Here is a 25,512-nt window from a genome sequence, read left to right as displayed (position 1 = left end):
GCGCAGGCGCACGGCGCGCGCAGGCGGCGTGCTGGCGTGAGACAGGAAGCCGGGCGCAACCAGGCCTCCCTCGTTCAGGGGCGAACCGCAATGCTGGCAATAGCTTGACGGGTTCATGGTTGTTGCTCGGCTTTCCAGGGCGGGCTTACTCTGCGGCACAGGGACACGCAGCACCGCCACAGGGACATGGTAACACTTACCACAAGGTGGCTGGCGGCTGGCTGGGGTCGGCCGTACTAAAAATAACACATTGGCATCGATTGCGGGCGCCGCCGGCGGCGTGGCGCTGCTGACTCCGTGCCGTCGCAGGTGTGCGCGAACGATACGTCTGCGCGGCTTGTCGCGCGGAGTCGGGACTCCGCCCTGCGAGGGACGCGCTGCCGGTGCATCGCACAAGAAAAAAGCGGGCCGCGGCCCGCTTTCCTGTCGATCCCGAGGCGTGATTAACGCTTGTCGAGCGGCGGCACGTCGCGCGATGGCGAGCCGATGAACAGCTGGCGTGGGCGGCCGATCTTCTGCTCCGGGTCGGCGATCATTTCGTTCCACTGGGCGATCCAGCCGATGGTACGGGCCATCGCGAAGATGCCGGTGAACAGCGAGACCGGGATGCCCAGGGCGGACTGCACGATGCCCGAGTAGAAGTCGACGTTCGGATACAGCTTGCGCGAGACGAAGTATTCGTCTTCCAGGGCGATGCGCTCGAGTTCCATGGCCAGCTTGAACAGCGGGTCGTCCTGCAGGCCCAGCTCTTCCAGCACTTCGTGGCAGGTTTCGCGCATCAGCTTGGCGCGCGGGTCGAAGTTCTTGTAGACGCGGTGACCGAAGCCCATCAGCTTGACGCCCGAGTTCTTGTCCTTGACCTTCTCGATGAAGGCAGGGATGTTCTCGACCGAGCCGATTTCCTTCAGCATGGTGAGCGCAGCTTCGTTGGCGCCGCCGTGGGCAGGGCCCCACAGGCAGGCGATACCGGCGGCGATACAGGCGAACGGGTTCGCGCCCGACGAGCCGGCCAGGCGGACGGTCGAGGTCGATGCGTTCTGCTCGTGGTCGGCGTGCAGGATCAGGATGCGGTCCAGGGCGCGCACCAGCACGTCGTTGACCTTGTACTCTTCGCACGGGTTGGCGAACATCATGTGCATGAAGTTGGCGCTGTACGACAGGTCGTTACGCGGGTACATGAACGGCTGGCCGACCGAGTACTTGTAGGTCATCGCGACCAGGGTCGGCAGCTTGGCGATCAGGCGGATCGCCGAGATCTCGCGCTGCTTGGCGTCGTTGATGTCGAGCGAGTCGTGGTAGAACGACGCCAGCGCGCCGACGGTGCCGACCAGCACCGACATCGGGTGCGCGTCGCGACGGAAGCCACGGAAGAAGAAATTCATCTGCTCGTGGATCATCGTGTGCTTGGTCACGGTGTCGCTGAACTTTTCCTTCTGCTCGGCGTTCGGCAGTTCGCCGTTCAGCAGCAGGTAGCAGGTTTCCAGGAAGTCGCAGTTCACTGCCAGCTGCTCGATCGGGTAGCCGCGGTACAGCAGCTCGCCCTTGTCGCCGTCGATATAGGTGATGCTCGAGTTGCACGCCGCCGTCGACATGAAGCCCGGGTCGTAGGTGAACTTGCCGGTCTGGCCGTACAGCTTGCGGATGTCGATGACGTCCGGGCCGATCGTGCCCTTGTAAATCGGCATGTCAACCGATGGGCTGCCGTCGGAGAACGACAGGGTGGCTTTGGTATCAGAGATATTCATGGCACTTCCTTCTTGGGAGTGGATCTACAAAACATAAAATGAAAACGGTGTGTCGCCTTGGCGGGCCTCAGGCCTGGCGCAGGCGCGCCAGCAAGGCGCGCACGTGCGGCAGGTCGACCTCGCCCTCGGGTTCGGTGCGGCCCAGCAGCAGGTCCATCAGCGGATTGTCCGCCAGGTCCAGCAGGCGCGTCAGGGCATCGACTTCTTCATCGCTCAGGCCTTCTTCATGCGCATCGAGGAAGCGCGTCAGGATCAGGTCATTTTCCAGCAAGCCCCTGCGTGCACGCCACCGCAGGCGCGCACGGTTGGCGGGATCGGATTGATGCGAGGGTTGATGCTTGATCACTCTAGAGTCCGTTGTCGGTCAACACTATACTCCGGCTGCCGAGAATCGGCAGTACCGTACTTCTACTGTATTTATGGCAATACTTTAGGCGCAATTCGGGGGAGGATAGCCGATTTTGCGCCTGCGTGATGGACGTGATGCAGTGTCCGGGGTGTTGCTGTTGTTGCCTGGTTGCTTGCGCTATGCGGCGTGGGGTCATTGAAGCCGGTGGCTTCAATGGCCCCACCCTACCAAACCTGATGCGTACGGGGTGTTCGTAGGGTGGGCCGGACCACGAAAGGCTCTCGAGCCCACGCTGTTTCACGGCCGGCCATGCGGCGCCGGCCGACAAAACCACCAGCTTAGATCGCCCGGCGGACCAGCAATTCCTTGATCTTGCCGATTGCCTTGTTCGGGTTCAAACCCTTCGGGCAGACGTCCGTGCAGTTCATGATCGAGTGGCAGCGGAACAGGCGGTACGGGTCTTCCAGGTTGTCCAGGCGCTCGTTGGTGGCTTCGTCGCGCGAGTCGGCGATGAAGCGGTAGGCCTGCAGCAGGCCGGCCGGGCCGACGAACTTGTCCGGGTTCCACCAGAACGACGGGCACGAGGTCGAGCAGCAGGCGCACAGGATGCACTCGTACAGGCCGTCGAGCTCTTCGCGCTCTTCCGGGGTCTGCAGGCGCTCTTTTTCCGGCCTGATCGAATCGTTGATCAGGAACGGCTTGACCGAGTGGTATTGCTTGAAGAACTGGGTCATGTCGACGATCAGGTCGCGCACCACCGGCAGGCCCGGCAGCGGACGCAGCACGATCGGCTGGGTCAGCTCGTTCAGGTTGGTGGTGCAGGCGAGGCCGTTCTTGCCGTTGATGTTCATTGCGTCCGAACCGCAGACGCCTTCGCGGCACGAGCGGCGCAGCGACAGCGAATCGTCGACGTCCGACTTGATGCGCTGCAGGGCGTCGAGCAGCATCTTGTCGGTGTCTTTCAGCTCGACGGTGATGTCTTGCATGTAAGGCTTCGTATCCTTGTCCGGATCGTAGCGGTAGATCTTCAGGTGGACTGTGCGTGCCATGTTTTACCTATCTTGTCACGGCCGGGACCAGGGGTGACTCCCCCTTTCCGGCCACAAAAATTTGTTTAGAAAGTACGTGCCTTCGGCTTGAAGGTGTCGACCGTCAGCGGCTTCTGCACCACTTCCTTGTACTCGAGGCGGTTGCCTTCCGAATAGAACAGGGTGTGCTTCATCCAGTTCGCGTCGTCGCGCTGCTCGTAGTCGCTGTGGGCGTGGGCGCCGCGCGATTCCTTGCGCGCCTGGGCCGAGACGATGGTCGCTTTCGCGGTCTCGATCAGGTTGTCCAGTTCCAGCGCTTCGACGCGGGCCATGTTGAACACCTGCGACTTGTCCTTGAACGAGACGTGCTTGCGGCGCTCGTCGAGGACCATGATTTCCTTCACGCCCTGGGTCAGCAGCTCGTCGGTACGGAACACGCCGCAGTACTTCTGCATCGTGGCGCGGATGTCGTTGGCGACGCCCTGCACTTTTTCCGAGCCGGCCGAGGTCTCGAGGCGGTTCAGGCGGTCCAGCGCGAAGTCGGCGGCGTCCTTCGGCAGGGCCTTGTTGGCCTTCTGCTTCAGGTTCGAGGCGACCACGTGGTTGCCGGCGGCGCGGCCGAAGACCAGCAGGTCGAGCAGCGAGTTGGTGCCGAGGCGGTTGGCGCCGTGGACCGAGACGCAGGCGCACTCGCCGATTGCGTACAGGCCATTGACTACTTTCTGGCCGCCATTCACGAGATCAGGTGTGACCACCTGGCCGTGGATGTTGGTCGGGATGCCGCCCATCTGGTAGTGGATGGTCGGGACGACAGGAATCGGTTCCTTGGTCGCGTCGACGTTGGCGAACTTGTGGCCGATTTCCAGGATCGAAGGCAGGCGCTTCTTGATGGTATCGGCGCCGATGTGGCGCAGGTCGAGCAGGACGTGGTCCTTGTTCGGACCGCAGCCGCGGCCTTCCTTGATTTCCTGGTCCATCGAGCGCGAAACGAAGTCGCGCGGCGCCAGGTCTTTCAGGGTCGGCGCGTAACGCTCCATGAAGCGCTCGCCGTTCGAGTTGATCAGGATGCCGCCCTCGCCACGCACACCTTCCGTGATCAGGACGCCCGCGCCGGACACGCCGGTCGGGTGGAATTGCCAGAACTCCATATCCTGCAGCGGCAGGCCGGCGCGTGCCGCCATGCCCATGCCGTCGCCGGTGTTGATGAAGGCGTTGGTCGACGCGGCGAAGATGCGGCCTGCGCCGCCGGTGGCGAAGATGGTGGTCTTCGCTTCCAGGATCATCACGTCGCCGGTTTCCATTTCCAGGGCCACCACGCCGACGACGTCGCCGTCGGCATCGCGCACCAGGTCCAGGGCCATCCACTCGACGAAGAAGTGGGTACGGGCGCGGACGTTACGCTGGTACAGCGTATGGAGCAGCGCGTGGCCGGTACGGTCGGCCGCGGCGCAGGCGCGCTGGACCGGCTTCTCGCCGAAGTTGGCGGTGTGGCCGCCGAACGGGCGCTGGTAGATGGTGCCGTCCGGGTTACGGTCGAACGGCATGCCGAAGTGTTCGAGTTCGTAGACGACTTTTGGTGCTTCGCGGCACATGAATTCGATCGCATCCTGGTCGCCCAGGTAGTCGCCGCCCTTGACGGTGTCGAACATGTGCCAGTACCAGTCGTCTTCGCTCATGTTGCCCAGCGAAGCACCGATACCGCCCTGCGCCGCAACGGTGTGCGAGCGGGTCGGGAAGACTTTCGACAGCACGGCGACGTTCAGGCCGGCTTCAGCCAGTTGCAGCGAAGCGCGCATGCCGGAACCACCGGCGCCGACGATGACCGCATCGAAGCGGCGGGAAGGAATTGCAGTTTTAATTGCTGCCACGATTACACACTCCAGAGAATTTGCACAGTCCAGGCGGCGCAGGCGAGCAGCCAGAGCACCGTAGCAAACTGCAAGGCCAGCTTGACGCCGGCATTTTTGACATAGTCCATCCAGATGTCACGAATACCGACCCACACGTGGTAGTAGAGGCCGAGGAAGGTGACCAGGGAGAAGAGTTTGAACCACTGGCGCGAGAACAGCGACGCCCAGCCTTCATAGGTGAAATTCTGTGCAGTCAGGAAGGTGCCCAGCAGGATGAGGGTGTAGACCACCATCACGATCGCGGTGACGCGCTGCGCCAGCCAGTCCTTGACGCCGTAGTGGGCGCCGACGACGAGGCGGCGCTGGCCGATGTTATTCTTGCTTGCCATGATTAGAATACTCCGAACAGTTTCAGACCGCAGATCGCGGTCAGGACCAGGCTGATGACGAGGACCCAGCGCGCGGTCTTCTGGGCCGCGTCCTTGTCCAGGGCCATGTGGTTGTCCATGAACAGGTGGCGCACGCCGGCGGTGAAGTGGTGCGCGTACGCCCAGATCAGGCCCAGCAGGATGATCTTGGTGAAGACGTTGTCCACGATGCCTGCAAAGTGGAGGTACGAGTACTCGGACAGCAGACTCTGCTGCAGCAGGTAGAGCAGGAACGGCAACATCAGGAACAATGCCGCACCGCTGACGCGGTGCAGGATCGAGACGATCGCCGACGGCGGCATCCGGTACTTCGTAGTGATATCCGTAATGTGAATATTACGGAACTCCGGCCGTCCTTTTTTTGTGGCCTCTCTCACGGCTTCGGACATACAACACCTCCCTTAACAGACAAAATGTGATTAACCCTTAATTTTCGCCGATTTTGCGGACCCCACCAAGATCCGGTAACGGAATATTGGCGGGACAAACGCGGAACAGGGTTTTGTTCGGCGCTTTCCGACAAACAACATATTTTAAACGCATAACAAACATCGCGCTGAGGCCGTGCCTTTGCAGGGTGGACTCCGTCCACGCTTGCGGCATCCGGACCGTTTCAGGTCCACCGCCGCCCCCGGCCAACAATGATCACCGTTTATGCGTGGGCGGAGCCCACCCTACGACAAGTCGTTCTGGTAGTGATGCTGCGCCGTCAGGTACAGCCCGCGCCGCAACTCCACCGGCCGGTCGCCGTACGTGAACGAGACGCGGTCCGCGCATAGCAAGGGCGTGCCTTCCGGAACCTCCAGGTACTGCGCCGCCACCGCATCGGCCGCGACCGCCCGGATCTTCTCGCTCGCGCGGATCATGCGGGTGCCGAATTCGGATTCGAACAGGCCATACATTGGACCCTTGTACTCGACCAGGCGTTCAGCCGTGAGCCCCTTGAAGATCTGCCCCGGCAGCCACAGCTCTTCCAGGATCGTCGGCGCCCCGTCGAACGACTGCACGCGCCGGATGTAGACGACGGCGTCGCCCGACTTCAGGTCGAGCAGGCGCACCACCTCGGCCGGCGCACGGATGCGCTTGACTTCGACGATGCGGTTGTCGGGATGATGGGGAACGCCCTCGTCGGGCATCAGGCGCAGGAAACGGAAGTGGGCCCGCTCTTCGTGGTGGGTGGCAACAAAAGTGCCCTTCCCCTGCCGCCGCACGACCAGGTTCTCGGCCGCCAGCTCGTCGATGGCCTTGCGTACCGTGCCCTGGCTGACCTTGAAGCGCGCCGCCAGCTCGACTTCGCTCGGCATCAATTCGCCCGGCTTCCACTCGCCCGACTGCAGGCTGTGCGTGATGAGTGCCTTGATCTGCTGGTACAGGGGCCGGAACGATGGCGAGGCATTGCCTGCGCCCTCGCCGGACGGGTTGGTCGGGACGGAATTCATAGACCACGATTTCACCACAAAAGCGGCCCTCCGTCCAGTGTACGACCAGCAACACATGTGTCTTATATAAGACATATGATATCAATTGACAGGTAGAACAGCCGAGGTCTACACTCGCGGTCGAACCGGGCATCGCTTCTCCTGCTGCCGGCCCTGCTTCCTGCCGCGCGCCGCACCTGCAACTTCGCTGGCGCAGCGGCGCCGCAGCCCCGGCGGAGAACCGGATGCCCCAATTGGACACCCGCCCGCTTTGGTATCATTGCAGTTTTCCTAAACAGGCGTATCCTCGGCTTCGACCGTTTTCATTCCCACTTTTGGAGATTCATCATGGCTAAAACCCCAATGCGCGTTGCCGTTACCGGCGCTGCCGGCCAGATCGGCTACTCGCTGCTGTTCCGCATCGCCAACGGCGACATGCTGGGCAAGGACCAGCCGGTCATCCTGCAGCTGCTCGAGATCGACAACGAAAAGGCACAGAAGGCGCTCAAGGGCGTCATGATGGAAATCGACGACTGCGCATTCCCGCTGCTGGCCGGAATGACCGCCCACTCGGACCCGATGACCGCATTCAAGGATGCCGACGTCGCCCTGCTGGTCGGCGCCCGTCCACGCGGCCCTGGCATGGAACGCAAGGACCTGCTCGAAGCGAACGCCCAGATCTTCACCGTGCAGGGCAAGGCGCTCGACGCCGTCGCTTCGCGCGACGTCAAGGTGCTGGTGGTCGGCAACCCTGCCAACACCAACGCCTACATCGCCATGAAGTCGGCACCGAACCTGCCTGCCAAGAACTTCACCGCCATGCTGCGCCTGGACCACAACCGCGCCCTGTCGCAAGTGGCCGCCAAGCTGGGCAAGCCAGTCGGCTCGATCGAGAAGATGGCCGTCTGGGGCAACCACTCGCCGACGATGTACGCGGACTACCGTTTCGCCACCATCGACGGCCAGTCGGTCAAGGACCTGATCAACGACGACGCCTGGAACCGCGACACCTTCCTGCCGACCGTCGGCAAGCGCGGCGCCGCCATCATCGACGCGCGCGGTGCATCGTCGGCGGCATCGGCTGCCAACGCGGCAATCGACCACGTGCGCGACTGGGTGCTGGGCACCAACGGCAAGTGGACCACGATGGGCATCCCGTCGGACGGTTCGTACGGCATCCCGGAAGGCGTGATGTTCGGCTTCCCGGTCACCACCCAGAACGGCGAGTACACCATCGTCCAGGGCCTGGAGATCGACGCCTTCTCGCAAGAGCGCATCAACCTCACGCTCAAGGAACTGACCGAAGAGCGTGAAGGCGTGGCCCACCTGCTGGCGTAACGTCTTTGCGGCAGGGGGAACGGCCAAGCCGACCGCCTGCCAGACTAGCCGTGCCGCCTCGTGCGGCACGGCTTTTTCGCTTCTGCCCGCTTCTACTGACTACGTGTTTTCACTGAACTGACATGCATCCTTCCGAGGTTTTATTCCAGGGCAAACGCCAGCCGCTCCTGCTTCCCGCCTGCGATCACTATTGTGGCTCGGAGAAGCTGATGCGCAAGTCGATGGCCCTGCAACAAGAGCTTGGGCCCCTGTTCGACATCACCTTCGACTGCGAGGACGGCGCCGCCGCCGGCAGCGAAGCGGCGCACGCCCAGCTCGTCGCCTCCCTCGTCACCAGCGAGGACAACCGCTTCGGCCGCATCGGCGTGCGCCTGCACGACCTCGACAGCCCGCACTTCGTGCAGGACGTCGTGTCCATCGTCGGCGCCGCCGCCACCAAACTGGCCTATGTCGTGCTGCCCAAGCCGAACGGCATCGAGGACGTGCGCCGCGCCCTGGAGATCATCAACCGCGTGGCGCTGCCGAACGGCCGCGCCGCCCTGCCCGTGCACGTGCTGATCGAAACCCACGGCGCGTTGCGCGACGCCTGGGAGATCGCCGCCCTGCCCCAGGTCGAATGCCTGTCGTTCGGCATCATGGATTTCGTTTCCGCGCATTACGGTGCGATTCCGGGGGCAGCGATGCGCACCCCGGGACAGTTTTCCCATCCATTAGTTGTCCGCGCCAAGCTGGAGATGGTTGCGGCATGTCATGCGCACGGCAAGGTGGCCTCGCATAATGTGACGACCGAAATCAAAGACAGCGCGACTGTTGCGAACGATGCACAACGCGCCGGCGCCGAGTTCGGTTTTACGCGCATGTGGAGCATCCACCCTGACCAGATCAAACCGATCGTCAAGGCGTTTACGCCCCGGCTGTCGGAGGTGAACGAGGCCACCAACATCCTGCAGGAAGCGATGGCGGCCAACTGGGGACCGATCGCTCAGCATGGGCGCTTGCACGACCGCGCCAGCTACCGATATTATTGGACCGTTTTGCAGCGCGCGAAGCTGGCCGGCCTGGCGCTGCCCGAATCCGCGGCGGCAATCGTCAACCAAACGGAACTCCACTAATGGCCACCTCCCCACAAACCCTGTTCGCCGCCGGCGCTTTCGCGTTCGCGGCCCTCGGCCTTTGCGCCGCACCGGCATCTGCCGCTACCGAAAAGAATCACCCGAAGGCCGCTGCCGTGCTCAAGGCACAGAAAGCCAAGCCCGGCTCGAAAAAGAAGGCCGCCGCGGCGGCTGCCGTTGCCGCCGGCGCCGCCGTCGCCGCCGCCATCGACGAACCGGAACCGGACATCACCGACAGCAAGGTGACCGAATACGCGTGCGAACTGAATAACAAGATCACGATCTACCGCAACGAAACCGACGACTCGCACATCGCGCTGCGCTGGAAGAAGCGGCTGCACCGCCTCGACCGCGTCGGCACGACCACCGGTGCGCTGCGCTTCGAAAACGTGAACTATGGTCTGGTCTGGATCGGCATCCCGTCGAAGGGCATCCTGCTCGACTCGAAGCTGAACCGCCAGCTGGCCAACGAATGCAAGGATGCAGAACAGGCGAAGCCGCTGATGGTGGCCGCGCCTGACGAAAAGAAAGTCTGACGCTCAGTGCAGAACTGACTGGGCGCCGGCACCCGTTGCCCGATACACGTATCGAAGCACCGTATTGATGCAATAACAAGAAACCCCACTGAAGGAGAGCTTATGTCTCGCAACACCCTGAACACGCTGAAGGACTTCCCGCTTGCAGCGGGCCAGTCCGGCCAGTTCTATTCGCTGCCGGCGCTGGGCGAAAGCCTGGGCGTGAACCTGTCGCGCCTGCCGGTGTCGATCCGTATCGTCCTCGAGTCCGTGCTGCGTAACTGCGACGGCAAGAAGGTCACCGAGGAACACGTCCGCCAACTGGCGAACTGGAGCGCGACCGCCGAGCGCACCGACGAGATTCCTTTCGTCGTTGCCCGCGTCGTGCTGCAGGACTTCACCGGTGTGCCGTTGCTGGCCGACCTGGCCGCGATGCGCAACGTCGCCGCCAAGACCGGCGCCGACCCGAAGAAGATCGAGCCGCTGGTGCCGGTCGACCTGGTCGTCGACCACTCGGTCACCATCGACCACTTCCGCGAGCCGGGCGCGCTCGACCTGAACATGAAACTGGAATTCCAGCGCAATAACGAGCGCTACCAGTTCATGAAGTGGGGCATGCAGGCCTTCGACACCTTCGGCGTCGTGCCTCCGGGCTTCGGCATCGTCCACCAGGTCAACCTCGAGTACCTGGCACGCGGCGTCATGAAGAACGGCGATACCTTCTACCCCGACACCCTGGTCGGCACCGACTCGCACACCACCATGATCAACGGCGTCGGCGTCGTCGGCTGGGGCGTGGGCGGCATCGAAGCCGAAGCCGGCATGCTGGGCCAGCCGGTCTATTTCCTGACCCCGGACGTGATCGGCGTGAACCTGACCGGCGCGCTGCGCGAAGGCTGCACCGCGACCGACCTGGTGCTGACCATCACCGAACTGCTGCGTAAAGAGAAAGTCGTCGGCAAGTTCGTCGAGTTCTTCGGCGAAGGCACCGCCTCGCTGTCGACCACCGACCGCGCGACCATCGCCAACATGGCACCGGAATACGGCGCGACGATGGGCTTCTTCCCGGTCGACGACGCAACCGTCGACTACTTCCGCGGCACCGGCCGTACCGAAGAAGAAATCACCGCCTTCCAGAATTACTTCCAGGCCCAGGGCCTGTATGGCATTCCAAAGGCCGGCGACATCGACTACACCCGCGTCGTCGAACTGAACCTGTCGACCGTCACGCCTTCGCTGGCTGGCCCGAAGCGTCCGCAAGACCGTATCGAACTGGGCAACGTGAAGAACAACTTCACCGAACTGTTCAGCATGCCCACCACCGCGAACGGCTTCAACAAGGCGCCTGAAGACCTGCACAAGGTCTACGAGACGACCAACGGCGTGCGCGTGAAGAACGGCGACGTCCTGATCGCCGCCATCACCTCGTGCACCAACACCTCGAACCCGAGCGTGCTGCTGGCCGCCGGCCTGCTGGCCAAGAAGGCCGTCGAGCGCGGCCTGACCGTCGCCCCGCACATCAAGTCCTCGCTGGCCCCCGGCTCGCGCGTCGTCACCGAGTACCTGACCGCCGCCGGCCTGCTGCCTTACCTGGAAAAGCTGGGCTTCGGCGTGACCGCCTACGGTTGCACCACCTGCATCGGCAACGCCGGCGACCTGACCCCGGAACTGAACGCCGCGATCGTCCAGAACGACATCGTCGCGTCGGCCGTCCTGTCGGGCAACCGCAACTTCGAAGCACGTATCCACCCGAACATCCGTTCGAACTTCCTGGCCTCGCCACCGCTCGTCGTCGCTTACGCGATCGCCGGCAACATGACGAAGGACCTGATGAGCGAGCCGGTCGGCAAGGACACCAACGGTGTCGACGTCTACCTGGGCGACATCTGGCCATCGAGCCAGGAAGTGGGCGCGCTGATGAAGTTCGCGATGAACTCGGAAGTGTTCAAGAAGAACTACGCGGACGTCAAGGGCAACCCGGGCGAACTGTGGGAGCGCGTGTCGTCGACCGAAGGCCAGGTCTACAACTGGCCTGAATCGACCTACATCGCCGAGCCGCCGTTCTTCGCCGACTTCGAGATGACCCCGAAAGCAGCCGCCACCGGCATCACCGGCGCCCGTGCGCTGGGCGTGTTCGGCGACTCGATCACGACCGACCACATCTCGCCAGCCGGCTCCATCAAGGAAGACGGTCCAGCGGGCAAGTGGCTGAAGGATCACGGCGTGCTCAAGGCCGACTTCAACTCCTACGGCTCGCGCCGCGGCAACCACGAGATCATGATGCGCGGCACCTTTGCCAACGTGCGTATCAAGAACAAGATGATCCCGGCCAAGGCCGACGGTTCCGCAGTCGAAGGCGGCATCACGATCCACCAGCCGACCGGCGAACAGATGTCGATCTACGACGCGGCGATGAAGTACGTGGCCGAAGGCACCCCGACCATGGTGTTCGGCGGCGAAGAGTACGGCACCGGCTCCTCGCGCGACTGGGCCGCCAAGGGCACCCAGCTGCTGGGCGTGAAGGCCGTGGTCGTGCGCTCGTACGAGCGCATCCACCGCTCGAACCTGGTCGGCATGGGCGTGCTGCCGCTGCAGTTCATCGGCACCGACAGCGTCGAAACCCTGGGCATCACCGGCAAGGAAACCTTCGACCTGAAGGGCCTGGAAGGCGAGATCAAGCCGCAACAACTGGCCACCCTGGTGATCCACCGCGAAAACGGCGACACCCAGGAAGTGCAAGTGTTGCTGCGTATCGACACCCCGATCGAAGTCGACTACTACAAGCATGGCGGCATCCTGCCGTTCGTGCTGCGCCAGCTGCTGGCTGCGTAATATCCCAGGCCCGCCTCGCGTGGGCTTGAGATGACAAAGGCCGGAACCCTCGCGGGTTCCGGCCTTTTTTTGTAGGGTGGACGGCTATACCCGGACGGTGGCGTACACGCCGCCTGGAGGCCGCCCACGCGTTCAGCCAGCTCCGGCAACCTCGCGTCGCCTCAACCGTGCGTTGAACGCGTGGACGGCGCATGCGGCGCGTCTGCGCCACCTGCCCGGTTGAGCCGTCCACCCCACGTGACGGGCCCATGGCCGCTTTGACAAGAACGCTGCAATACCGCACTATCTGGCGTCTCCTTTTCCGGTCCCGCCATGCGCCTCCACCGCAGCGCCCTCGTCATCGTCCTCGCCTGGCTCCTGTTCTGGGCGCTCATGGTCCTGGTCGCCATCGAGGACTTCCGGCGCGACGGCGATCCGGGCGGAGTCTGGCAGCCGATCCTGTGGGAGACCTCCTCGGCCGTCGTGGCCACCTTCCTGTTCCTGGTCAAGCGCCGGCTCGACCGCCGCGGCGACGGCCTGATCGCATCGCCCTGGCGCTGGTTCGCCTGGCAGGCGCGCTGGCTGCCGTTTTTCTGGATCGGCTTCGTGCCGCTGGTGTTCGCCATCCGCCACGGCGTCTACGCGCTGGCCGGCGCCGAGTACCGGCACGAGCCCTGGCCCGGGGTCTTCGTCTACGAATCGATCAAGCTCACCGTCTTCATCGGCCTGTTCACCGTGATCGCCTTCGGCCTGCTGTCCTACCGCGAACTGCTTGCGATGCGCAGCCGCGCCGAGCGCGCCCAGACCCTGCTGCGCGATGCCCAGCTCGCCCGGCTGGGCCAGCAGATGCAACCCCACTTCCTGTTCAATGCCCTGAACACCATTTCCTCGCTGATGCACACCGATCCGGTGCGGGCCGAGGCCACCCTGATCGACCTGGCCGGCGTGCTGCGCGCGACCCTGGCGCTGGGCGAGCGGGCGCACGCCTCCCTGGACGAGGAGCTGCGCCTGGCGCGCGGCTACGCGGCGGTGATGGCGGCGCGCTTCGCGGACCGGGTCGCCATCGACTGGGAGGTCGACGACGATGCCCTGCCCCTGATGCTGCCGGCGGTCAGCCTGCAGCCGCTGCTGGAAAACGTGTTCAAGCACACGGTCGAACGGCGCCGCGATCCGACCCGCATCCGGGTCAGCGCCAGGCGGGTGCCGGGCGCCCTGCTGCTGCGCGTGGAGGACGATGCCGGCGTGCTGGCCGCCATCGGCAATACCGGCAGCGGCACCGGCACCGGCATCGGCCTGTCGAACCTGCGCCAGCGCCTGGCGGCCCTCTATGGCGAGGCGGCGCAATTGACCCTTGACCAGATTGGCGCTGCCGGCGTGCGTGCGGAGTTGCGGATTCCATGCGCCTGCTGATCGTCGACGACGAACGCCCGGCGCGCGAGCGCCTGCGGCGCATGCTGGCACAAGAGGCCGGCATCGAGGCGGTCGAGGAAGCGGCCGATGCCGACACGGCATTGCTGATGATGGCTGGCTTCCGGCCCGACGCCCTGCTGCTCGACATCCAGATGCCGGAACGGTCGGGCATCGACCTGGCCGCCGCGCTGCCGGCGCCGGCCCCGCTGGTCGTATTCGTCACCGCGCACGACGAACATGCGCTGCGCGCTTTCGATGCCGACGCCATCGATTACCTGTTGAAGCCCTTCGACCAGGAGCGCCTGCGGCGCGCGCTGGCACGGCTGCGCCAGCGCCTCGATGGACGCGCCGCCGCGCCCGGTGGTTTGGCGCCGCGCCAGTTGATGGTGACCGAACGCGGCGCCACGCGGGTGGTCCAGGTGGCCGACATCGACTGGATCGAGACCGCCGACAATTACGTCGCCCTGCACACGGCGCGCGCCGCGCCCCTGCTGCGCCAGACGCTGGCCGGCCTGCTGGCGCAGCTCGGCCCCGAATTCGTGCGCTGCCACCGGCGCGCGGCCGTGCGGCTGGCGGCGGTCGAGCGCATCGTCCCGCTGGACAAGGGCGACTGCGAACTGGTGCTGCGCAGCGGCGCGCGCGTGCCCTGCAGCCGCCAATACCGTGCCGCCGTGCGGTCGGCGCTGTAGATTCCGGTTCGCCCCGCGGCACGTCCGTTTCGCCCCTTCGCGCTTGCCGCCGCGTTCGCCGCTGCCCAGACTCGCCCTACCTCCCGCCAGCCGCGGGAATCGCACAGGAGACGATCGCATGCAACGAAGGGAATTACTCAAGGCCTCGGTGGCAGCTGCCCTGCTCAACACGGGCGGCGCCGGTCCGGCAGGCGCGGCCCGTGTTGAGCAGGGCCCTTATACCCGGGTACGCCCCGGCGACGCCGGCTGGCCCGCCGAGCGCGCCTGGGAACAGTTGCGGCGCGACACCGGCGGCGCTTTGCTGCGCATCGAAGCGCCCTTCGCCGCCTGCGCCGCGAGCGCAACCAGCGCGGCGTCGCCCGCCTGCGCGGACCTGCGCGCACAGCTCGCCAACCCCTATTTCCTCGGCGACCATCCTGCGCTCACCCAGACCAGCGGCTGGCAGGACGCCTGGCTGTCGCAGCCCAGCGCCTATGCCGTGCGTGCCAGGAATGCGCTCGATGTCGCGGCCGCCGTGCGCTTCGCCAGGCGTCATCGCCTGCGCCTGGTGGTCAAGGGCGGCGGCCACAGCTATCTCGGCACCTCGAATGCGCCGGACTCGCTGCTGGTCTGGACGCGCGCGATGAACCGGGCCGTGCTGCACGAGGCCTTCGTTCCCGCCGGCGGCGCGCGCGCCGATGCGCTGCCGGCCGTCAGCCTCGGCGCCGGCGCCATGTGGAGCGATGCCTACGCCGCCGTCACCACGCGCGGCGGGCGTTATGTGCAGGGCGGCGGCTGCACCACGGTCGGGGTCGCGGGACTGGTCCAGAGCGGCGGTTTCGGCAGCTTTTCGAAACGCTTCGGCACCGCCGCCGCCAGCCTGCTCGAAGCCGAAGTCGTCACCGCCGACGGCGCCGTGCGCGTCGTCAATGCGCGGCGCCACCCCGACCTGTTCTGGGCGCTCAAGGGCGGAGGCGGCGGCAGCTTCGGCGTCGTCACCCGCGTGACCCTGCGCACCCACGAGCTGCCCGCGGTGTTCGGCGGCGTCTTCGGCGAGATCAATGCCGATTCCGACGAGGCCTTCCGCGCCCTGGTCGCGGCCTTCCTCGCCTTCTACCGCGCGCACCTGCTCAACGCGCACTGGGGCGAAAAAGTGGCGCTGCGCGGACGGCGCCTGGAGCTGGCGATGGTGTTCCAGGGGCTCGAGCGCAGCGTGGCGCAAGCGCTCTGGGCCCCCTTCCTCGCCTGGGTCGGCGCCCGCAAGGAATATACGATCAAGGGCCCGAGCATCCTCTCCTTGCCCGCCCGCCATTTCTGGGATGCGGATTACCTCGGCAAGCATGCGCCCGGCATCATGACGCGCGACGAGCGGCCCGGCGCCTCGAAGGATCACGTGGTCTGGGTCGGCGACCGCGAACAGGCCGGCTGGACCATCCACGGCTACGAATCGGCCTGGCTGCCGGCGCAGCTGCTGGAGGCGGCCCAGCAGGCGCGCCTGGCCGATGCGCTGGTTTCCGCCGCCGGGGAGTGGGATGTCGAGCTGCATTTCAACAAGGGGCTGGCAGGAGCGCCGCCGCAGGCCCTGGCCGCGTCCCGCAACACGGCCACCAATCCCGGCGTGCTCGACGCCTTCGCGCTGGCGATCATCGGCGCCGCCGGCGCACCCGCCTTTCCGGGCATGCCCGGTGTCCAGGCCGATGCGGCGCGCGCCCGCACCCGCGCCGCCGCCGTCGGGCGGGCCATGGCGCAGTTGCTCAAGGTGGCGCCGGGCGCCGGTGCCTACGTCTCGGAAAGCAATTACTTCCAACGGGACTGGCAGCACGCCTACTGGGGCAGCCACCATGCGCGCCTGGCGGCGGTAAAACGGCGCTACGACCCGCAGGGGCTGTTCACCGTGCATCACGGTGTCGGCAGCGAACGATGGAGCGCGGACGGATTTGTCCGGATAGCGTGATGGCGTTGGCCGCGGCCAATTCGTGGCTGCCGCTACCCACCTGGCCGCCCGCCGTCAAGCGCAGCGCAACCACCGTGGTAAATCTGCAATTACGCATAACTAACACTTGCCGCCCTATAACAAAGCCTTATGATGAGCTGTCTTTACAAAAGACACATTCTGCTGCCGACGGCGTAACAATCATCAAGGAACAAGAACAATGAAGAAGAATAAATTTGAACGGACATTGCTGGCTTGCGCGATCATGGGAGCATTCGCGCCGGCACTGGCCCAGGAGACGGAGGAGCGGCCGGCCCAGGTCGTGGTGGTGGGCTCGCGTACGCAAGCCAAGAGTGCGCTCGACACGATCGTGCCAGTCGGCCTGGTCAACCTGAAGGACATGCAATCAACCGGGATGCAGGAACTGGGCAAGGTGCTGCAAGACCTCGACCCCTCGTTCAACTTCAGCACCACGTTCATCAGCGACGGCACCGACATCATCCGCCCGGCCACGCTGCGCGGACTCGGTCCGGACCAGCTGCTGGTGCTCATCAACGGCAAGCGGCGCCACCAGCAGGCGCTGGTGAACGTCCAGCAGACCATCGGACGCGGCTCGGCCGGTACCGACATCAACGCCATTCCACTGTCGGCCATCCAGAGCATCGAAGTGCTGCGCGACGGCGCGGCCGCCCAGTACGGCTCGGACGCGATTGCCGGCGTCATCAACATCATCCTGAAGAAAGGCGCCGACCTCGGCCAGCTCAGCGCGAACGTCGGCACGACCAGCGAAGGCGATGGCGATACCTATTCCGGCAGCCTGCACAAGGGCTTTGCGCTGGGTGCAAGCGGCGGCTACCTGAACCTGTCGCTGGAAGCACGCAAGCGCGACGAGACCAACCGCGCCGGCGTCGACACCCTGCGCGTGGACCCGCCGCGCGTCACCCAGCGCATCGGCGACAGCAATGCGAAAGACCTGTACCTGTGGCTGAACTCGGCCGTGCCGGTGGGCGACAAAGGCGAGTTCTACGCCTTCGGCGGCGCCTCCAAGCGCGAGGGCGACGCCGCAGGCTTCTTCCGCTCGGCCGGCGACGCCCGCAACGTGCCCGAGGTCTATCCGAACGGTTTCCTGCCCAACATCCTCACCACGGTGAAGGACAGCTCGCTGGCCGTCGGCTACCGCCATGAACTCGGCGGCGCATGGAGTGCCGACCTCAGCGTGAACCATGGCCGCAGCGAACTGGCCTTCCACGAGCGCAATTCGATCAACGTCAGCTACTGGTACGAAAACAACCGCCGCGAGTCGCCGCGCGAAGCCGACACGGGCACGCTGAAATTCAACCAGACCACCTTCAACCTCGACTTCAAGGGCCCGGTCGAGTTCGCGGGCGCGCCGCTGTACGTGGCCACCGGCGTCGAATACCGGCGCGACGCCTACCAGATCGTCGCCGGCGACCCGGTCTCCTACCAGTACGGCCGCACCAACAATCCGGCGATCGTGATCCGTGACGCCACCGGCGGCATCGCCGCTTCGGGCATCCAGGGCTTCCCCGGTTACACGCCCTCGACCGAAGTCGACGACGGCCGCCACAACACCGCCGTCTACCTCGACCTGGAGCGCAAATTCGGCGAGCAGGTGTCGGTCGGCGCTGCCGTGCGCCACGAGCGCTACTCCGACTTCGGCAGCACGACCACGGGCAAGCTGAGCGCGCGCTACGATCCTTCGCCCCGCGTCGGCCTGCGCGGCAGCGCCTCGACCGGATTCCGTGCGCCGGGCGTGCAGCAGAAGTTCTACAGCTCGGTGTCGACCAACCTGAACGCGGCCGGCGTGCTGACCGAAACCCTCACCGCGCGCGAAGACAGCGCCGTGACGCGCGCCTTCGGCATCGCGCCGCTGAAGGAAGAAACCTCGAAGAATGCCAGCATCGGCCTGGTGCTGCGTCCGGCGAAGAACCTGTCGGTGACGGCCGACCTGTACCGCACCGACATCGATGACCGCATCGTCTTCTCGAGCAATATCGCGCCCGAAGCCGGACCGTGCGTCGCGGCCAGTGCCTGTCCGATCCGCGCCATCCTCGACCCGCTGCGCGTGGGCCAGGCGCAATTCTTCACCAACGCGATCGACACCCAGACCGACGGCTTCGACCTCGCCATCCAGCACACCACGCGCGGCGCGGGTTCGACCCTGGTGCTGTCCGGCCAGCTCGGCTTCAACCAGACCAAGGTCAAGGACCGCCATTCGCAGTCGCCGGTACTCTCCGGCGCCCAGCTGTTCGACGACGCCCAGGTGACCCTGATCGAGCGCGGCCAGCCGCGCCAGCACCACGTGGTGGCGGCCGACTACACCCTCGGCGCGTGGAACGTGACCGGCCGCGCCAACTATTTCGGCGAGGTGCAGGGCCAGGGCTTCACGGCGCCCTTCGTGCAGACCTGGGAAGCGAAATGGATCGTGGACCTGACCGGCCGCTACGCGTTCAGCAAGGCACTCAGTATCTCGGCCGGCGTCAACAACGTGTTCGACACCTACCCGACGCGCTGGGATCCGGTGCGTGCGGCGCCCTTCCCCCAGCTCGGCTTCACGCACTGCTGGGAAACCTGCCCGTTCGGCGTGAACGGCCGCTCGATGTATGCGCGGGTGGACTACGCGTTCTGATGTGCAGCGAGCCGGGCGGACTGCCCGGCTCCGCCTGCCTGCGGCGCACTGTATGCAGGGCGAATACGCTCGCATGCATACCCGATTTTTCTTGAACATTCGTCAATAACCGGGAGAATAGGCGCCATATTTACAGGAGGCTCGATGCGTACCAAAGCAACCCTCGCGATCGCCGTGGTCATGGCCGTGCTGCTGGGCTGGCAACACCTGCATGGCGGCGTGCCGGCCCACCATCTCCTGGCCGATCCGACCCTGCCGGTCGTGTCGAACTGGTGGGGCCTGCTCACGCTGCCCCTGCTGGCCTGGTGTCTCCTCGGCCGCATCGAGCGCCGCCGCAGGGCCGCGCCAAGGGCGGCGCACGGCGACACCGCCGCCTTCATGGGCGCCCTGGTGTTCGGCGCCGTGCTCTCGCTGCTGTTCACGGCCGGCCGCCATGAGGCGACCAGCACCATGGCGCAGGCGGTGTTCGTCATTGCCCTGTTCTATCCGGTCCACCGCGCCGCCTGCGTGCTCGGCTTCGTGATCGGCATGACCTGGACCTTCGGCGCGGTGTTGCCGACGATCGCGGCCGGCGTATTCGCGGCCGGCGGCGCAGCGCTCTATTACGGTGTGCGCTTCATCTATTCGCGGCTGCTGGTGCCGCGCCGCTAGCCCACCGCACGCGCTACACTTCCGCCCACATCCGCAGCAGGTTGTGGTAATGCCCGGTCAGGCCGACGCTGACCTCGGATTCCCCGTGCGCCGCGCGCAGCTTCTGGATGTTGGTGTCGAGCTCGAACAGGAGCGCGCGCTTGCCGTCGTCGCGCACCATGCTCTGGGTCCACAGGAAAGACGCGATGCGCTCGCCCTTCGTCACCGGCAGCACCTGGTGCACGCTGCCCGACGGGTACACGATGGCATCTCCCGCCGGCAGCTTCACCTCGTGCGTGCCGTACGCGTCGACGACCACCAGCTCGCCGCCTTCGTACTCATCCGGTTCGCTCAGGAATACCGTGGTCGACACGTCGGCGCGGATCGGCGGCAGGCTTGCGCCTTGCGAACGGATCGCCCCGTCCACGTGCAAGCCATAGTGTTCGCCGCCGCCATAGCTGTTGAAGTATGGCGCCAGGATGCGCAGCGGCAGCACGTTCGAAAAGAACAGCGGATTGGCCATCAGCGCCGCGCTGATCGTCTGGCCCAGTTCGGTGGCCAGCGGCGAGCCTTCGGGCAACTGGCGGTTGCGCTTGACCTGGGCGCCCTGGGTGCCGACGCTCGCGCGCCCGTCGATCCAGTTGCTGGCGGCCAGCCGCGCGCGCATCTGCGCGACCTGTTCCTGGCTCAGTACGCCCGGGATGTGCAGCATCATAATGGTAATCCTTTCCCCAAAAGCAAAACCCTCCCCGCGTATGGCAGGGAGGGCCGTGCAGATCTCTGCAGCGTCCTTAGAACTTGAAGTTCGCGGTCAGGCTCGCCGAACGGCCGGGACCGACGCCGGCATAGTGCGGCGAGGACACGCGGTCGTAATACAGCTTGTCGCCGATGTTCTGGACGTTCAGCTGGAGCGATACGTTCTTGTTCAGGGCGTAGCTGGCCATCGCGTCGAAGCGGGTGTAGCTCGGCGCATACTTGGTGTTGTTGACGTTGGCATAGACGCGGTCGACATAGTTCATGCCGATGCCGGCGCTGAAGTCCTTGTTGAAGGCGTAGGACGTCCACAGCGAAGCGCTGTGCTCGGGCGTGGTCGGGAACACGTTGCCGTTGAACGGCGACGGTGCGTACACGGGCGCGGCCGTGGTGCCGACGTTGACGAAGCCGTTGTCTTCGACCACCGCATCGAGCCAGGTATAACCGCCGAACACTTGCCAGGCATTGGTGAGCTTGCCGGAGAAGCCCAGTTCGACGCCCTTGAGTTCCTTGCGGCCGATGTTCTGGCTGCTGCCGTCCGGCGAGGTGACGCGGGCATTGTCCATGGTGCTCTGGAACAGGGCTGCGTTGAGCGACAGGCGGCCGCGCATCACTTCCCATTTGGTGCCGAGCTCGAAGTTCTTGCTTTCCTGCGGCTGCAGGTTCTGCACTGCGACGTTCAAGGCATCGAAACCGTCGCCTGCGTCGTTGCCCGGCGGCGTGGCCGAGGTAGCGTAGGAAACATAAATGCTGCCGTTGGCGGCCGGCTTGTAGACCAGGCCGGCCTGGTAGGTGTCGAAGCTGGTGTCGACGCGGGCACGGACGGGGGCCGTGGTGGGGCCGGCCTTGGTGTCGAGGGCGGTCTTGAATTCGTCCCAGCGCGCGCCCAGGTTCAGCATCCACTGCGGATTGAATTCGATGGTGTCGAAGGCGTAGACGGCGCGGGTGTTGGTCTTCACGCTGGTTGCGGCCGGCGACACGCTGCGCGTATAGACCCACGGGTCGTACGGATTCGGGTTGTGCAGCGGTGCGCAGTTATACAGCGTGGCCGGGCCCGACGTCGGGCAGGTGAAGGTATTGGTCAGCGGGTTGTTGGTACCCGGCGCGAACAAATAGGTGCTGCGCTCGGTCGCTTCGCGGCTGAATTCGACGCCCGCGTTGAAGCTGTGCTTGATGCCGCCGGTGCTCAGCTTGCCGGACAGGCTGGTGGCGTTGGCAACCGTTTCGGTGTCGGTCACGCGGGTGTTCGCGCGGCGCCAGACCGTGCCGTACAGGGCCACGTTGCCTTTCGAGTCGTCGGGCTGGGTCCAGACGAAATCGTTCTTCGTCTTGCCGTAGCGCGTCACGTTGCGCAGCACCAGCTTGTTGCCGAAATCGTGGCGCAGGTCGACGGTGCCGATGTCGGTTTCGGTGTCGCGGAAGTCGCGGTTGACCAGGCCGTAGAAGGTGTTGCGATCGACCTTGACCGGGGTGCCGTCGCCGTTGAGCGGCACGTTCGGGCCGCTGGCGAAGGGGTTGTTGAACGGGATGCCGGTGTCCGGGATCTCGTTTGAAGTCATGTGGTAGTAGCTGAGGATCGCCTTGGTCGGACCGGTGAGGCCGAAGGTGATCGTCGGCGCGATGCCCCAGCGGTCGCCACCGACGATATCGCGGCCGGCCGTGTTCGCTTCGTGCGCCATCACGTTCAGGCGGAAGGCGGCATTGTTGCCCAGCGTGCGGTTGAGGTCGCCGGTGACGCGGCGGTACTTGTCGGTGCCGAAGCCGACGCTGGCGTTGTTGAAGTTGTCCGCCTGGGCCGACTTGCTGATCAGGTTGATGCCGCCGCCGGCCGAGGAGCGCCCGCCGTAGGCCGAGTTCGGGCCTTTCACGACTTCGACCTGCTCGAGGTTGAAGATTTCGCGCGACTGCGAGCCGGAGTCGCGGATGCCGTCGACATAGGTGTCGGTCTGGGCGTTGTAGCCGCGGATAAACAGGTTGTCGCCGACCGGGTTGCCGCCCTCGCCCGCGCCGATGGTGATGCCCGGCACCGCGCGCAGCGCGTCGGTCAGGGACACGGCGGCGGTTTGCGACAGCACTTCGCGGCCGATGACGGTAACCGACTTGGGCGTGTCCAGCAGGGGCGCGGTGAACTTGTCCGAGCTCGATGCGACCGGCGCCTGGACGTCGCGGCGCGCGCTGCCCGAGATTTCGACGACCGGAATGGCCGGGTCGATGTCCTTGTTGCCGGCGTCGGCCTGGGCCAGCGGCGAAGCCAGCGTGGCCAGCACGGCGAACGCCGAACCGGTCAGGCAAGGCGCGTTGACGCGACGGGCCGCGTCGGACGCATGCTTGCGGCTACGGATGAAGGGAGTGGCGCTGGGAACTGCCGGGTTTGCTGTCTTGGTCATGGCTTCTCGGTGAAAGGGGTTGGCTGCCGGCCGCTGTTATTCTTGCTTGCGCCGAAATGTTTAAATGAGAACGATTCGCATTATGATTTGTATTAAGCGTTTTGGCAAGTATTGTTCAGCGCGCGCGACGATGGCAGCGCAAGCGCCACGCCAGAGTGTTCTTGCGGCGCCACATATGGATGAGCAGGAGGATGTGCCGCCCCTCCGGCCTTGTGTTCATGGCATGTGGCCGAATCAACTACAATACCGGGGATAAGGGTTTATCATGACCCTCGCAGCTCGATCTGCCTTTTCGATCCTCACCTATTTCAAAGAGACTCTCCCAGCGCCATGCGTCGTCCTTCCAAAGATCCATCGAACAAACTCTCCGCAGATAGCCAGCGCCTCTCCAGCATCGCCCAGGCCATCGTGCAGGCTGCCAGCCGCGTTGAAGAACGGACCTGGGAGCGCCAGCTCGATACGCAGCTGCAGAAACTGCTCAAGACCAATCACCAGGACAGCATCGACGCCGCACTCAACGCCCTGTTCAAGGACGACCTGGCGGCCTACGATGTGTTGATGGACTGTGTCGAGGCCGTCAGCGAGTCGTCGACGATGGTCGAGCAAGGCAACGACGGCGGCGAAGTCGCCTGGCAGGCCTTGCTGGTTGCCGCGCCGATCCTCGCCTGGACCCGTTTCTCGATCGGCTCCGGCACCATCCCGCCGGAACTGCTGACCACGCTCAGCGCGCACTTCTCCGGGCACCTGCTGGCCGAGGGCGTGCAGATGTCGATGGCGCCGACGCTGTACGCGATCGACCAGTTGCCGCGCACCCATGCCGAGACCTATGCGCTGACCCACAAGCTGGCCCAGGCCGCGCACAAGGGCAGCGCCATCAAGCCGTCGACGCGCATGCTGGAGACGGCGCCCTTCCTGGCCGACACCCGTTACCTGCTGGTCGCGCTGGTGGCCCCCGCCGGCGCCCCGCTGTTCCGCTGGCAGGAACCCCAGCACCAGCTCAATTTCTCGGCGGTGCGCGCCGGCGCGCTCGAAGCCTGGCGCGACCAGGGCACGGCCAACGTCGCGCGCCTGCTGCCGGGCTGCGGCGTCGAGCTGCTGCTGCCGGAAGCGTATTACGTGGCCTGCCGCGAAGCCGACAAGCTGATCCGCCCAGTATCGATCCGCGCCGCCGTCCATTACCTGACCAACACGCTCGACGTCGAGCCTTCCGACCTGCGCGCCGTCATCGCCGGCTTCGGCGAGGAAGCGACCGACGGCCAGATCGACGAGTACCGCGTCGGCTTCACGCTGCGCCAGAGCGCCGAAGTGGTATATGGCATCGTCTGGCCGCTGTACGGCCAGGAAGACGAGGAAGGCACGCCGATGGAAGGCATGGGGGACAGCCTGCTGCCGGCGCCGCTCACGCCGATCAACGAAATCGTCGCCCACCTGAACGAAGCCGGCATCTCCCACATCAAGCGCATCAACGAGCGCTACGTTGCCGAGTATTGCGACGATTGCGGCTCGCCCCTGTTCGCCGACCCGACCGGCGACCTGGTGCATGCCGAGATGCCGGAAGACGCGCCGGCGGGGACCGAGCACTTCCACTGATCCTTCCCGGCAGCGGCCCGGACGACTCCGTCCGGGCCGCGGGCCATCGCACTTGCCCGCCCGCCGACAAAGGGCGCACAATGGCTCCATGAGCGCTCCTTCCCTTCACTTCCTGGTTCGTCCCGAACTGCCCTCCGACGTTGCCGACATCGACAGCGTGCAGCGCGCCGCGTTTAGCTTTCACCCGCACAGCAATCAAACCGAGCACCTGATCGTCAGGCGGCTGCGCACCGGCGGCCGGCTCGCGCTGTCGCTCGTTGCCGAGACCCGGGAAGGCGCCATCGTCGGCCACGCAGCGTTCTCGCCGGTGACGATCGATGGTCAGGCACTGGACTGGATGGGACTGGGTCCGCTGGCGGTACTGCCGGGCTCCCAGGGCATGGGCGCCGGCAGCGCGCTGGTGCACGCCGGCCTCGCGGCGCTGGCCGATCGCGGCGCCGCAGGCTGCGTGGTGTTCGGCGAACCGGGCTATTACGGGCGCTTCGGCTTCCAGACCGGCAGCACCCTGCGCTATCCCGGTGCCCCGGGCGAATATTTCCTGGCGCTTGCGCTGGACGGCAAACCGCTGCCTTCGGGCGACGTAGCGTACGACCCTGCTTTCGATTGAAGCCGGTGCCCGGCCGGCCCCCGGTAGGGTGTGCGGCGACACCCGGGCCCATGCACACCTGCGGCTGCAACGCCGCCCACGCGTTCGACCGGCCCCGAAATCCTCGCGCCGCCTTTTCGGCCCCTGAACGCACCATAAAAAATGGCGCTGTTCGCGTTAAGTGTGGAAACTGCTGGGCGCCGCACGCCGGGCGTCGCTCTCACACCCCAAGCGCCGCGCGCAGCAAGGCCTCGGGGGTGGCGATCCGCTGGCCGTCGAGCGCCCAGCGCCAGCCCAGGTAGTTGTCCAGG

The 25,512-nt window shown here is 65.4% G+C and carries 20 protein-coding genes; 11 read left to right on the top strand and 9 right to left on the bottom strand.

Annotated features, from left to right (window positions below):
* Positions 1-443 precede the first annotated feature (443 nt).
* The 7 genes from gltA to ACFPAH_RS09295 all read right to left on the bottom strand — a co-directional run bounded on the left by gltA (position 444) and on the right by ACFPAH_RS09295 (position 6,839).
* Positions 444-1,745: a citrate synthase gene (gene gltA, locus ACFPAH_RS09325; protein WP_379744014.1), complete on the bottom strand. Its 1,302-nt coding sequence runs from the start codon at positions 1,743-1,745 to the stop codon at positions 444-446.
* Positions 1,746-1,812: 67 nt separating this feature from the next.
* Entirely contained in the window at positions 1,813-2,091 is a 279-nt protein-coding gene (locus ACFPAH_RS09320; protein ID WP_379744012.1) for a succinate dehydrogenase assembly factor 2, read from the bottom strand.
* A gap of 341 nt (positions 2,092-2,432) precedes the next feature.
* The gene (locus ACFPAH_RS09315; RefSeq protein ID WP_379744010.1) at positions 2,433-3,143 is read right to left on the bottom strand and encodes a succinate dehydrogenase iron-sulfur subunit; all 711 of its coding nucleotides are present in this window, start codon (positions 3,141-3,143) and stop codon (positions 2,433-2,435) included.
* A gap of 65 nt (positions 3,144-3,208) precedes the next feature.
* Positions 3,209-4,990, bottom strand: a complete 1,782-nt coding sequence (sdhA, locus tag ACFPAH_RS09310; protein WP_379744008.1) for a succinate dehydrogenase flavoprotein subunit — start codon at positions 4,988-4,990, stop codon at positions 3,209-3,211.
* A gap of 2 nt (positions 4,991-4,992) precedes the next feature.
* Positions 4,993-5,361 carry a succinate dehydrogenase, hydrophobic membrane anchor protein gene (sdhD, locus tag ACFPAH_RS09305; RefSeq protein WP_379744006.1) on the bottom strand — a complete coding sequence of 123 codons (369 nt, stop codon included), beginning with the start codon at positions 5,359-5,361 and terminating at the stop codon, positions 4,993-4,995.
* A gap of 2 nt (positions 5,362-5,363) precedes the next feature.
* A complete protein-coding gene (gene sdhC, locus ACFPAH_RS09300) occupies positions 5,364-5,789 on the bottom strand; it encodes a succinate dehydrogenase, cytochrome b556 subunit (protein ID WP_379744004.1) in 426 nt (141 codons plus the stop codon).
* 285 nt (positions 5,790-6,074) lie between these two features.
* On the bottom strand, positions 6,075-6,839 hold the full coding sequence (locus ACFPAH_RS09295) for a GntR family transcriptional regulator (RefSeq protein WP_379744002.1): 765 nt from the start codon (positions 6,837-6,839) through the stop codon (positions 6,075-6,077).
* A 327-nt stretch (positions 6,840-7,166) separates the two neighbouring features.
* Between ACFPAH_RS09295 and ACFPAH_RS09290 the strand changes: the two genes are divergently transcribed.
* The 9 genes from ACFPAH_RS09290 (at position 7,167) to ACFPAH_RS09250 (ending at position 19,906) form a co-directional block, all read left to right on the top strand.
* Complete coding sequence (locus ACFPAH_RS09290) at positions 7,167-8,156, top strand: malate dehydrogenase (RefSeq protein WP_379744000.1); 990 nt, start codon at positions 7,167-7,169, stop codon at positions 8,154-8,156.
* A gap of 122 nt (positions 8,157-8,278) precedes the next feature.
* Positions 8,279-9,268, top strand: coding sequence for an HpcH/HpaI aldolase/citrate lyase family protein (locus ACFPAH_RS09285; protein WP_379743998.1), 990 nt, complete (start codon positions 8,279-8,281; stop codon positions 9,266-9,268).
* Positions 9,268-9,804 carry a hypothetical protein gene (locus tag ACFPAH_RS09280; protein WP_379743996.1) on the top strand — a complete coding sequence of 179 codons (537 nt, stop codon included), beginning with the start codon at positions 9,268-9,270 and terminating at the stop codon, positions 9,802-9,804. The genes ACFPAH_RS09285 and ACFPAH_RS09280 overlap by 1 nt, the downstream gene beginning before the upstream one ends.
* A 102-nt stretch (positions 9,805-9,906) precedes the next feature.
* Complete coding sequence (gene acnA / locus ACFPAH_RS09275; RefSeq protein WP_379743994.1) at positions 9,907-12,615, top strand: aconitate hydratase AcnA; 2,709 nt, start codon at positions 9,907-9,909, stop codon at positions 12,613-12,615.
* 312 nt (positions 12,616-12,927) lie between these two features.
* Complete coding sequence (locus ACFPAH_RS09270; RefSeq protein ID WP_379743992.1) at positions 12,928-14,004, top strand: sensor histidine kinase; 1,077 nt, start codon at positions 12,928-12,930, stop codon at positions 14,002-14,004.
* Positions 13,992-14,693 (top strand): LytR/AlgR family response regulator transcription factor, encoded by a 702-nt coding sequence (locus tag ACFPAH_RS09265; protein WP_379743990.1) that lies wholly within the window; start codon positions 13,992-13,994, stop codon positions 14,691-14,693. The genes ACFPAH_RS09270 and ACFPAH_RS09265 overlap by 13 nt, the downstream gene beginning before the upstream one ends.
* 118 nt (positions 14,694-14,811) lie before the next feature.
* A complete protein-coding gene (locus ACFPAH_RS09260; RefSeq protein WP_379743988.1) occupies positions 14,812-16,626 on the top strand; it encodes an FAD-dependent oxidoreductase in 1,815 nt (604 codons plus the stop codon).
* A 199-nt stretch (positions 16,627-16,825) separates the two neighbouring features.
* Complete coding sequence (locus ACFPAH_RS09255) at positions 16,826-19,255, top strand: TonB-dependent receptor plug domain-containing protein (protein WP_379743986.1); 2,430 nt, start codon at positions 16,826-16,828, stop codon at positions 19,253-19,255.
* 144 nt (positions 19,256-19,399) lie between these two features.
* Entirely contained in the window at positions 19,400-19,906 is a 507-nt protein-coding gene (locus ACFPAH_RS09250; protein ID WP_379743984.1) for a hypothetical protein, read from the top strand.
* Between the two features lie 13 nt (positions 19,907-19,919).
* On the opposite strand, the gene ACFPAH_RS09245 is transcribed toward ACFPAH_RS09250, so the two are convergent.
* Positions 19,920-20,600 carry a Fe2+-dependent dioxygenase gene (locus ACFPAH_RS09245; RefSeq protein ID WP_379743982.1) on the bottom strand — a complete coding sequence of 227 codons (681 nt, stop codon included), beginning with the start codon at positions 20,598-20,600 and terminating at the stop codon, positions 19,920-19,922.
* 76 nt (positions 20,601-20,676) lie between these two features.
* Positions 20,677-23,025 carry a TonB-dependent receptor gene (locus ACFPAH_RS09240; RefSeq protein WP_379743980.1) on the bottom strand — a complete coding sequence of 783 codons (2,349 nt, stop codon included), beginning with the start codon at positions 23,023-23,025 and terminating at the stop codon, positions 20,677-20,679.
* 330 nt (positions 23,026-23,355) lie between these two features.
* On the opposite strand from ACFPAH_RS09240, the gene ACFPAH_RS09235 reads away from it, so the two are divergent.
* Together ACFPAH_RS09235 and ACFPAH_RS09230 are read left to right on the top strand one after the other, a co-directional pair.
* Positions 23,356-24,615, top strand: coding sequence for a DUF2863 family protein (locus tag ACFPAH_RS09235; RefSeq protein WP_379743978.1), 1,260 nt, complete (start codon positions 23,356-23,358; stop codon positions 24,613-24,615).
* Between the two features lie 88 nt (positions 24,616-24,703).
* Positions 24,704-25,222 carry a GNAT family N-acetyltransferase gene (locus ACFPAH_RS09230; RefSeq protein ID WP_379743976.1) on the top strand — a complete coding sequence of 173 codons (519 nt, stop codon included), beginning with the start codon at positions 24,704-24,706 and terminating at the stop codon, positions 25,220-25,222.
* The last annotated feature ends 290 nt before the right edge of the window (positions 25,223-25,512 follow it).

It is taken from the genome of Massilia sp. GCM10023247 (genome assembly GCF_042653325.1).
GTDB lineage: Bacteria > Pseudomonadota > Gammaproteobacteria > Burkholderiales > Burkholderiaceae_D > Telluria.
Note: the sequence above shows the minus strand (reverse complement) of the source record. Positions and strands in the feature narration are given on the sequence as shown.